We start from the raw sequence: 10813 nt of genomic DNA, 5'->3' as shown, positions 1-10813 counted from the left end.
AGGGTGGTGATAGCGCTCGTATTCAAGTGCGCTAATGTCGGCTTCGCTGAACTCTAGTTGAATCATGACCGCGGTGTCTTTTGGGTGGGCTAACTCAATTTCACCATGACTATAGAATTAGTTCAAGCCCGAACCGGCTAGAGTATATATCCTTGGACCTCTCTATCGGTCAGGGCTCAGCGAGTAGAATAGCGATAAGTCAAACTGCTGGCCAAGTTCGATAGACGATCCGAGACCTTGAGGTGCTGCCTCAGACCGAAGGCGCTACGAAATCATGGTAAATATCTATCTATGCGGCGCGATTCCATCTTTTACCAACTGTTTCAACAGTCACCCGAGCTGCTGTTTGAGCTGTTGGCCAATCCTCCCGCCAACGCTGAGAATTACCGCTTCGATGCCGTATCGGTCAAAGAGCCTACCTTCGAAATTGATGGGGTGTTCCTGCCGCCAGCATCAGAACCGCCGGGCGTTGTCTATTTCTGCGAGGTCCAGTTTCAAAAAGATGAACAGCTCTATGAGCGGCTATTTGGCGAACTATTCCTGTATTTCTACCGCAATCGCGATCGCTTTAGCGACTGGCAAGCCGTCGTCATCTATCCTTCGCGAACAACCGAGCAGCGTCAGACCCATCCCTACCTCACGCTGCTGGAAAGCGAGCGAGTCCATCGAGTCTACATCGATGAGCTCGGCGAGATTGACCAGCTACCGTTAAACGTCGCGCTGATGGCGCTCACCGCAGTTGATGAGACTGCTTCACCCGAAGTCGCCCGCAATCTGCTTGCCCGCTCCCAGCAGGAAAGCCCGCCGACTACGAGTCGCGCCATAATAGATATGATTACGACAATTATGGTCTACAAATTTACCAATCTGAGTCGGCGAGAGGTTGAGGCAATGATGGGAGTCAGACTACAGGAAACTCGGGTCTATCAGGAAGCCAAGGCAGAAGGGAAAGCAGAAGGGAAAGCAGAAGGGAAAGCAGAAGGGAAAGCAGAAGGGAAAGCAGAAGGGAAAGCAGAAGGGAAAGCAGAAGGGAAAGCAGAAGGTGAGCGGAGAGCGACAGTATCACTTATCCTACGGCTGCTCGCTCGTAAAGTCGGCGAAATTTCGGCAGGGACGCGATCGCAAATCAACACCCTATCCCTGCCTCAGCTAGAGTCCTTAGGGGAAGCCCTGCTAGATTTTTCCAGCCCAGCCGATTTAGAAACCTGGCTGGCAGCGCAGGGTCGATAGCTACCCTTTGCCTGCCCTGTCATCATCGATATGCTCAAGTTTTGGAACAAAGGCGGGTTAGTCCTGAGCGGCCCGTGGGAGCGGCAGGCTAACTTGGAGGCGGGTGCCGCGTTGAAAGCCTTTGCCAATAGCCGTTGGACTGCTGATGGTGAAGGTGCCGCCGGTCGCTTCGGCCCGATCGCGCATACTCTGCAAGCCAAACCCCGTACGAGCCTGATCGGGATTGAAGCCCTTGCCATCATCTTCCAGCGTTAGCGTCGCCACCGCTGCCGAACTCACCAGCTGGAGGTGAATATGGCGGGCGTTGGCATGTTTAATAATATTGGTCAGCCCTTCTTGCACAATGCGATACAGAACGAGATTGAAGTTGGCGGGCAGGGGACGGCTGAGCTGAATGTCCTGGGTGACGGTCAGCGAATTTGCTGAATCGGTTTGCAGGCTTTTGAGCAGCTGCGCGATCGCGTTTTCCAGCGTCCTCCCAGCCAGCGGGTCCTGTCGCAGCGCGGCGACAGACTGGCGCACGTCCTGTAGCGACTGGCTGCCCAGCCGCTTGGCCTCGCTCAAAAACTGCTGCGCTCTGGACGGATCTTTGTCCCAGAGCTTGAGCGCGCTTTCTAGCTGAATATTCAGGGCGGTGAGCGAGTGGCCCAGGGCATCGTGAATTTCGCGGGCAATGCGGCTGCGCTCCTGATCCATCGCCAGCTTTTCAATTTCCTGGGCAGAGCGGCGCAGCTCCTGGTTGACCTGCTGAAGCTGCTGCTGGCTTTGCCGCTCGGTGAGCAGTGCGTTAATCAGCAGCACGACGAGCAGTAAAGACAGGCCAAAGAGCACGATGAAGTTGAGCTGAAAGCCCATAATCAGTCCCTGCAGCCGATTTTGGGCACCCGGGGGCAGGCGGCGACTGATGGCTGAGAGCGATCGCAGCCTGACCTGTAGCCCCGCTACAAAGAGCACAAAGGCAGCGCCTGCCAGCATCACCCGACCCGCTAAGCCATACATCAGGCAGCCGCGAATGACTAACACTAGATAGACCGCTGGAATAATTCGCCCATCGTTGAATACCGTGGCTGAGGTGATCAGCGTCAGCAGAATCTGTCCCAGCGTATGGCCCAGACGCGGCAGCTTGCCCAAAGGCAGGTAGAGCCCCATAAGCCCAAACAGAATTAGGGGAACCACAGCAATCAGCGGGCTATGCTCCCAACCGGGCGGCGGACCATGGCGTCCAACCGGCGGCGGCGGTACATCCAGCAGGCTCATCAAGGCAACGGCCAGCAGGCCCCACTCCAGATAGAGCAAAAAGCGAAAGGGATGATTGCTTAGCTGAAGGGCTCGGCTCATCGGCGTGAGGGAAGGACGCTTCACCAAACTATCGCCCGAGTGGAAAGGCGCCGTCCAGTTTCCCAGACAAATCATGACAAAAGTCATGGGTGCGATTGTGACCTTTGCAGCCTCTCAGGCTGGATCGCTTTGCCTAAGCTAGAAGAGTCCAAAGCAGACTTCTAGCCCTTGAACGCTAGCGGTTCTACCCTATTAATCTACAGAACACACAAACCATGAAACTCAACTTCAAGACGATTTCTCTGGGCAGCCTAGCCGCCGTGGCCCTGCTAATTGCTCCGCTGACCTGGGTCCATTCCGCCAACGCCAATGGCGGCGGCCACCGGCGGCCAAATCTAGAGCAGCTTGACCTGACCGAAGAGCAATCCGCCCAGATTGAGACTATCCGCACCGATACCCGCAGCCAGATGGAAGCGCTGCTGACCCCAGAGCAGCGAGCTGCTGCAGCGGGCAGTGAGTCGCCACGTGAAGCGTTGCGATCGCTCGATCTCACTGACGAGCAGCGGCAGCAAATGCGAGCCATCCGCGAGTCCTCCCGCGAGCAAATCCGCGCTGTGCTCACCGACGAACAGCAGCAGCAGCTTCAGGAAATGTGCCCGGAACGGCCTCAGGGCAATCGTCAGAGCCATCGCTAGGAAGGACTTATGCTGAGCGGGTGACAGGACGGAACAATCGGTTAAGTAGTCAGCCAAAATTAATTACATGATTTTTGCAGAGAGAAGTCTGATGTCATGCCGAGCTAGTCGAGGCATCTCACCTTGAAGCATCAGCATTCGAGAGATTCCTCGCTTGCTCGGAATGACAAATCCTTTTATGTAAATTTCAATGCTCAGGTACTTATCTACTCAGCATCCGAATTTTACATTGCGTAAAATTACTCTGTTACTGGAGAACAAAATCCGGTTGGGGCAAGCGGTAAGTTAAGGGCTGCTCTTTTTTCCGCCGGAAGGTGGCCCCTCAAAACCCTATGACGCTTAGAAATTTGTCCCTGTTCTGGGCTGCCGTAGGCGCGATCGCGCCAATTGCGCTACCCGCTGAAGCTGTATCACTCGACTTTGGCGAAACCGCCGTCGATGAAATTTACTACCTTTCTAAGAATCTGGCGGGCCGCAGCGTTGGCACGGACAAAGAAGCCGAGACGGTGGACTACCTGACCGGGCGGCTAGGCGAGCTGGGCTACCAGCCCAAGCTCCAGTCCTTCAGCTACGACTTTAGAGACGAGAGCCTGACCTCCTATAACATTGTGGCCGAGCGTACCGGGCGGCTGAATCAGCAGGTGATTGTCGGCGCTCACTATGATAACGCGCCTAGCCGACCGACCCTCGACCGGTCAAATTTGCAGGGAACGAACGATAACGCTTCCGGTGCAGGTGTCTTGCTAGAACTGGCCGAGCGGCTGCAGCCCGACCCGGAACTGACCTATCAGTTTGTCCTATTCGGCGCTGAGGAAATTGGTCTGGTCGGCTCTGACTACTATGCCGACAGCCTGGGCCGCAGCGGGGTCAAGAAAACAGAATTTATGGTTAATCTGGACAGCCTGATCGTAGGCGACCGGATGTACTTCAACGCTGGACGCGGGGCGACAGAGAATCCAGGCTGGTTTGAGTATCGAGACCTGGCGCTGGAAATTGCGGCTGAGTTGGACATCGAAGCCTATACCAATCCAGGACTCAACCCCAACTATCCGGCGGGGACGGGCTGCTGTAGCGATCTAGAATCCTTCGACCAGCTGATGCCGGTACTCGCAGCGGAAGCGACGAACTGGTCCATCGGCGAGCTGGACGGCTACACCCAAACCGCCAACCCGGCAGTTCCCGGCGGGGCCACCTGGCACGACCCAGCGACCGACAACCTCACCTTTATCAATCGGGTTTTCCCTGGTTTAATTGAGGAACGGGCAAGCAACTACGTCGCCGTATTCGATACCCTACTCAGCTGGGTTGACGATCGGTATGAGTCGGTCCCCGAGCCGACCGGGATGGCAGGAATGCTGCTCGCGGCTGGCCTGGGTGGATGGGTCAGCAAGCGCCGCCGAGCCTGACTGCCGTAGGACACTCCACTATGCCGATCGAACTTCTGCCTACAGACTCCGCCGCGCAGCTCCGTCGCAGGCTACACCGGCAGCCGGAGCTATCCGGGGCAGAGTTTCAGACGGCTCAGCAAATTCTGCATTTCTTTGCCGACCTCAAGCCGGATGAAACCTTAACCGAGCTGGGCGGTACCGGCGTTGCCTTTGTCTTTAGCGGGGCGGAGCCCGGCCCGACGGTGCTGCTCCGCTGCGAACTCGACGCCCTGCCAATTCAGGAAGAGAATACCTTTGCCCATCGGTCTACTGCCGCTGGCTGCGCTCACAAGTGCGGTCACGATGGGCATATGGCGATCCTGGCGGCAGTTGGAATTCAGCTAGCGGCTCAACGTCCGCTGCGAGGTCGGGTGGTGCTGCTCTATCAGCCGGCTGAAGAGACCGGGCAGGGGGCAGCGGCAGTGATTGCAGACGAGAAGTTCTCGCAGATCAGGCCGGACTATGTGTTTGCCCTACACAACCTGCCCGGCCAGCCTTTGGGTCAGGTCGTAGTTCGCTCGGGCACCTTTAGCTGCGCTTCGCGCGGGGTGACGATTACCCTACTCGGTAAAACTGCCCACGCCGCCCAGCCAGAGACTGGCATTAGCCCAGCTGCGGCGATGTGCCAGCTGATTGACGAACTCAGCCAGCTGCCGACCCGGCTGGGGTTTGGTGACGAGCTGGCGTTTGCGACGGTGGTCGGGGCGCGGCTGGGTGAAAAAGCCTTTGGCACGTCACCCGCTAAGGATCGAGAATTAAATAACTTGACCATTTGTGCATGTCTCGCGGCCCTCACCCCGGCCCTCTCCCCGGGGGAGAGGGAGCTAGATCCGGCCCCCTTCTCCCCCGGGAGAAGGGTTGGGGATGAGGGCTCGGGAGTTGTGCATCTTATTAAATCCTTGATCCTAAGGCCGAAGTGATGGCAACGCTGCGCAGCGAAACCGATGAAACGATGCAGCGGATTGTTAGCCATATAGAAGAAAAGGCGCGTCAGCTCGCCAGCGTCTCGGACCTGCGCTGTAGCCTGGCCTACGAAGATGTCTTCAATGCCACCGTCAACGATCCGGCCGCGGTAGAGCGCGTCTGCGCGGCGGCGCACCAGTGCCAGGTCCCGCTTACCCGGATCGAGGCTCCCCTACGCTGGTCAGAAGACTTTGGCCGATTTACCGCGATCGCGCCCGGTGCCCTATTCGGCCTCGGTGCGGGTCAACAGGAGCCCGCCCTGCACAATCCTGACTACGACTTTCCCGAGTCGCTAATCGAGCGAGGCGCTACCCTATTTCTGCAAATTGCCGCTGACTGTCTGAGCGAACCCGCTAATCAGCCCGCTGCTGAATCGGTAGCTGAATAACAAACTCGGTTCCCCGGCCCAGGGTCGAAAAATAGGTGAGCTTGCCCCGGTGTTTTTCAGTCACGATCTGGTGGCTGACCGACATGCCCAAGCCCGTGCCCTTGCCGACCGGCTTGGTCGTGAAGAAGGCGTCAAACAGCTGTTTTTGCACCGCTTCTGGAATGCCGGTGCCGGTATCGGCGATCGCGATTTCAACTTGTTCTTCTACCACTGATGTGCGAATTTTGATCTGGCCGGTCGGGAATTCGGCTTCCGACTGCGCGATCGCGGCCTCTTCAATCGCATCGATGGCGTTAGCCAGGATGTTTAGAAACACTTGATTTAATGGCCCTGGATAGCATTCCACCAGCGGTAAAGCGGTGTCATAGTCTCGGATCACCTCAATTTCTGGGCGCTTGGGCTGAGCCTGGAGCCGATGAGACAAAATCAGCAGCGTGCTCTCAATGCCTTCATGAATGTCTATCGGCTTGAGCGCGGCTTCGTCAGAGCGGGAAAACATCCGCAGCGACAGGACGATTTCGCGAATCCGCTCAGACCCGACTCGCATCGACTTGAGAATACGCAATAGGTCCTGCTGTAGAAACGCTAGGTCAATTGCTTTAGCCGCAGACTGAATTTCGCGTGCCGGGTTGGGATAGTGGCGCTGGTGAAGCCGTACAAAATCTAGCAGGTCCCTGGCATAGTCTTCGACAAAGTCCAGGTTGGCATAGACGAAGTTCACCGGATTGTTGATTTCGTGCGCAATCCCGGCGACCAGCAGCCCCAGACTCGACATTTTTTCATTGTGGACCATCTGAGCCTGCGTCTTTTTGAGTTCCTGCAAAGTCTGCTCCAGCGTATCTGCCTTTTGCCGCAGGGCCGTTTTTGAAACTTCGAGGCTGGCATTGCTCTGCTCTAGCTGCCACTTGGCGGCCTGCAATCTTCGCTCCGCCTGCCGCCGTTTGTGGATGTACTGATTGATCAAAATCAGAATCACCGCCCAGGCAGCCGTGAGGACAAGCAAACTGACGAAACTAATCAGGCTAGACCGAGACAATGCTGCCCCGTAGGCATCCAAACTGGACTGCATCCGCTGCTGTAGCGCATCCGTTGTCTTGCCCATGCCAGCCGCATAGACCTGCTTTTGGGTTTCGTAATCTGAGCTAAACAGCAGCGCTGATGCCTGTCCCGTCTGCCTCCGATGAACCAAAGCGAATGCCCGGTTTTCCAAATCTACCAGCTTGATGTTGGCAGCATCCGTCTGAGAGGCATGGTCCGCATAGGTTTCAGGCGCGATCTGAATCGCCTGCTTGATGGCGGCATCTAGCTTCGGTTCGTATGTCCGATAGCGCTCTTCCCACTGCAGATCCCCCGTTGCAGCTGCCATCCGCGCCGACATGGTCAACACCTCGTCCAGATGAATAATTTCGCCCACCAGCTGCTCTAGCTGAAATTCTGCAACGACGCCGCCCTTAAAATTCTGCGAGATCTGCCAGGCGTTCCAGCTGCCGGTCGCCACCAGCATCAGGCTGAACACCACTGCCAGAGTCAGTCCGGGCATAAAAAGTTTGTGCTTCAGGTGATTCAACATCAATTCAGCCCTTCAAACGCCGGTCGTTTGTCTCAGCCAAGATTCCACACTCACAGCAAATGCACCTAAAGCCGCAGTGGAAAAACTCTCCTCAGAGTTCCCCCTAATGACCTAGAACCGATCACGGCTGGCGTTGGTGTTCATAGAACATAGAGCTGGCACTAGCCCTAGAGTACGCCCCATGGACTACTCCCATTGATTTTCGACTTCAGCAGCGTTGGGCGTGCTGTCAGGTATGAAATCATACGGTGATTTGTCGGTGACTAGCTCTAGCTGACGTTCTGGTGACGCTGGCTTACGGCGACGGGAGATATTTTCTTCTGTGGTTTCTTCGGCAATCACTTCATAGAGTAATGCGGTTTTTTGGCCGTCGCCTTTGCGCAGCACCCGGCCCAGACGCTGGACGTATTCTCGGGTGGAACCGCTGCCAGAAAGCAGGATGGCAATGCGGGCTTCTGGCACATCGACGCCTTCGTTGAGCACATGGGAAACGACAATGACCCTGTATTCACCGGTACGAAACTTTTGCAGAATGGTGTGGCGCTCTTTCACCGGGGTCTGATGGGTGATAGCGGGAATCAGGAAATCCTGGGAGATCCGGTAGACGGTGGCATTGTCGTTGGTGAAGATCAGGGTTGGGTCGGGATAGTGCTGGTCGAGCAGCTGGTCGAGAATTTTGAGCTTACCGGCAGTACCAAGGGCGATATTCTTCGCCTCGCGGTGGGCCAGCATTGCCCGGCGACCGGCTGGGGAGCGAGCGCTGGCCTGGACGAAACGCTGCCAGCCCTGGGTACTGCTGAGCCAGATTTTGGATTTTTGCAAAAAGTCATTGCGCTGCTGGATCAGGGTGCTGTAGCGATCGCGTTCCGCCAACGACAGCGGCACCTTAATCGGCACAATTTCGTAGGGGGCCAGCGCCTTGCCGGAAAGCTCCGCCGCCGTTTTAGCATAGACTACCGGACCGAGCAGCGTATCCAGGTCGGCGTGGCGACCGTCGGCCCGGTCGGGCGTCGCCGTCAGCCCCAGCCGGTAGGGCGCAATTGAATATTCAGCAATCACCCGGTTAAAGTCGCTAGGCAGATGGTGGCACTCGTCGCAGATCAGCAGGGCGTACTGATTGCCTAAGGTTTCAGCATGGATAGCAGCGCTGTCGTAGGTCGCCACTAGAACTGAGGTGCGATCGCGTGACCCGCCCCCCAGCAGGCCAATCTCAACACCAGGAAACGCCGCTTCTAGCTGGGCATACCACTGGTGCATCAGGTCCAGCGTCGGCACCGTAATCAGCGTACTGCGCGGCGTCGTCTGCATCGCCAGCTGGGCCAAATAGGTCTTACCCGCGGCGGTCGGCAGCACCACCACCCCGCACCAGCGGCTATCAATCCAGGCTTGCAGCGCTTCGCGCTGATGTGCATAGGGCGTCATGGTTAGGTTAGCGTTCAGCGTCAGCGGCTCAAACCCCTGCACCTGGTCGTCAAAACTGACCCCATCGGTTTTGAGCGCCTCAACCAGGCGTCGATATTGGTTAGCCGGAACCCGAAAGCGCTCAACCCGGTCGTCCCAAACCGCATAGTCAATCCAGGCCTTACCCCGGGGCGGCGGATGGAGAATCAAGGTGCCGCGGTCAAATTTTAGGGTCGGCGTTCGCGCCATACCAGGGCTGGCTATAGGGGGCGGCTGCTAAAGCCTTTTTTAGGATAGCGGCAATTAGTAAGTTAAGCGCGCAGTTCTGCTGAGAAATTGCTGATGACGAAGTGTCTGCGTCAGGGCGAGACGGGGGGCTCAATTCGCAAGGGAAGCAGCGCTCTAAAGACCGACCCAGAGCCCACCTGCGAAGTCATTTGCAGCTCGCCCTGCAAGAGTTCAGCGACCTGGAGGGCAATCGTCAGACCTAGCCCCGTGCTATCAGACTGCTGTCGGCCCGGTTTGCCGCGATAGAACGGATCAAAAATCTGGGACTGATCTTCGTCATCGATGCCGACGCCGGTATCAGAAACGACGATTTCAAACTGACTGGGGGAGACAGGCCGACAGCTGACCTGGACACTACCGGATTCGGTATAGCGAATGGCGTTGCCCACCAGATTCATCACAATTTGCTGAAGCCGCAGCCGGTCTGAAACCACCTGGTCAGACGAGACAGTACAGCTGACCCTAATTTCCAGTCCTTTCTGCTCAGCCTGAGGCTCCAAAATCTGCACGACGTTCTGAATCAGCGCCTCAATATCAATCGGCGCCACGTTGAGGGTGATTCTTCCTGCTTTGTGTCGAGAAATTTCTAAGGTGTCATTGATCAGCCGCAGCAGCTGCCGACCGTTTTTTAAGATCCGCTCAATGTACTCTAAATGTTTTTTGTTGTCTTGACCTTCGAGTCGTTTATTTTGTTTAATAAAAATATCCGAGTAGCCGATGATCGAGTTCAGCGGATTTTTCAGCTCGTGGGCAAAATGGGAAAAGGTTTCCTGCTCCATCTGTACCAGACGGTTGAGTTCTTGATTCGTTAGCAGCAGCTGGTGGTGAAGCCTTTCAAACTCCTCCAGCCTTTCGCCGACATATTTTTCAAAACAAACCGTCACCATTGCATCAACAGCCGTGTTGAGCAGCCGCACGGCCTTTAGCGTGTCCTGCGATGAGCCTGCGAGCAGTTCATCTTCTAAGCTGTCAAAGATGACTTCCCGCAGCAGGCCGTATTCGTGGGCAATTTCCTTCGGGTCATAGCCCTGCTGGGCGCGGACAAATCCGTGCTTCAGGCTTTTGTCAATAATCGGGCGGAAGCCGCTTTGACCCGACTCTGAAAATAGGGCTGCCAGCGCTTCTATGACTTCAGGCAGGCTATTGCGCACTGCTTGATAAGTTAGCTCTTTGTTACTCTCAATTTCGACATCCTGGCGAACTAAGTCAGTCCAGGCCTGAATAATGTCGTCCTTTTTATCGAGTAGTGCTTGACTATAGTTCATTCCCAAAGCCTACTCTTCAGCCCCCTTAGCCCGTTCACACCGATATCTCCATCAGACCATTGAGCCATCAGTCGCTTGACTAGAGCATTCGGAACTGTAGCGCTTTGAGAGGATTGACAAATTGCGGCAAGCCACAGGCTAAAGGAGCTCAACCCAAATTCAGTATCTGCATTGTATGACAAATTCAGGGATCATAAGTTGTTTTTTTAAGCAGACTCAGAATATAGCAGCTTAGCAGATTCTATCAGGCTTGACCAGAACGCCAGGCACAGCAGGTACCGGTTCTACGGCCCCGATCAGCCGAGGGG

General features: G+C 56.0%; 9 protein-coding genes. 5 read left to right on the top strand and 4 right to left on the bottom strand.

Annotated features, from left to right (window positions below; translation table 11 throughout):
• The first annotated feature begins 291 nt into the window (after positions 1 to 291).
• Complete coding sequence (locus tag IQ241_RS24040) at positions 292 to 1230, top strand: Rpn family recombination-promoting nuclease/putative transposase (protein ID WP_193912152.1); 939 nt, start codon at positions 292 to 294, stop codon at positions 1228 to 1230.
• 57 nt (positions 1231 to 1287) lie between these two features.
• On the opposite strand, the gene IQ241_RS24035 is transcribed toward IQ241_RS24040, so the two are convergent.
• On the bottom strand, positions 1288 to 2655 hold the full coding sequence (locus IQ241_RS24035) for a sensor histidine kinase (protein WP_193912150.1): 1368 nt from the start codon (positions 2653 to 2655) through the stop codon (positions 1288 to 1290).
• Between the two features lie 128 nt (positions 2656 to 2783).
• Between IQ241_RS24035 and IQ241_RS24030 the strand changes: the two genes are divergently transcribed.
• From IQ241_RS24030 to IQ241_RS24015, 4 genes are all read left to right on the top strand, one after another.
• Positions 2784 to 3203, top strand: a complete 420-nt coding sequence (locus tag IQ241_RS24030) for a Spy/CpxP family protein refolding chaperone (RefSeq protein WP_193912148.1) — start codon at positions 2784 to 2786, stop codon at positions 3201 to 3203.
• Positions 3204 to 3535: 332 nt separating this feature from the next.
• Complete coding sequence (locus IQ241_RS24025) at positions 3536 to 4609, top strand: M28 family peptidase (RefSeq protein ID WP_193912146.1); 1074 nt, start codon at positions 3536 to 3538, stop codon at positions 4607 to 4609.
• 20 nt (positions 4610 to 4629) lie between these two features.
• Entirely contained in the window at positions 4630 to 5550 is a 921-nt protein-coding gene (locus tag IQ241_RS24020) for an amidohydrolase (RefSeq protein WP_193912144.1), read from the top strand.
• Positions 5550 to 5981: a M20/M25/M40 family metallo-hydrolase gene (locus tag IQ241_RS24015; protein WP_193912141.1), complete on the top strand. Its 432-nt coding sequence runs from the start codon at positions 5550 to 5552 to the stop codon at positions 5979 to 5981. The genes IQ241_RS24020 and IQ241_RS24015 overlap by 1 nt, the downstream gene beginning before the upstream one ends.
• On the opposite strand, the gene IQ241_RS24010 is transcribed toward IQ241_RS24015, so the two are convergent.
• The 3 genes from IQ241_RS24010 to IQ241_RS24000 form a co-directional block, all read right to left on the bottom strand.
• On the bottom strand, positions 5947 to 7521 hold the full coding sequence (locus IQ241_RS24010) for a sensor histidine kinase (RefSeq protein ID WP_228022047.1): 1575 nt from the start codon (positions 7519 to 7521) through the stop codon (positions 5947 to 5949). The two genes, IQ241_RS24015 and IQ241_RS24010, sit on opposite strands and share 35 nt — an antisense overlap.
• A gap of 216 nt (positions 7522 to 7737) precedes the next feature.
• Positions 7738 to 9201 (bottom strand): DEAD/DEAH box helicase, encoded by a 1464-nt coding sequence (locus IQ241_RS24005; protein WP_193912137.1) that lies wholly within the window; start codon positions 9199 to 9201, stop codon positions 7738 to 7740.
• 110 nt (positions 9202 to 9311) lie between these two features.
• Positions 9312 to 10505 (bottom strand): sensor histidine kinase, encoded by a 1194-nt coding sequence (locus IQ241_RS24000; protein ID WP_193912135.1) that lies wholly within the window; start codon positions 10503 to 10505, stop codon positions 9312 to 9314.
• Positions 10506 to 10813 lie beyond the last annotated feature (308 nt).

The organism is Vasconcelosia minhoensis LEGE 07310, assembly GCF_015207255.1.
GTDB classification, from domain to species: domain Bacteria; phylum Cyanobacteriota; class Cyanobacteriia; order Phormidesmidales; family Phormidesmidaceae; genus Vasconcelosia; species Vasconcelosia minhoensis.
This window is presented reverse-complemented; position numbering and strand designations above follow the sequence as displayed.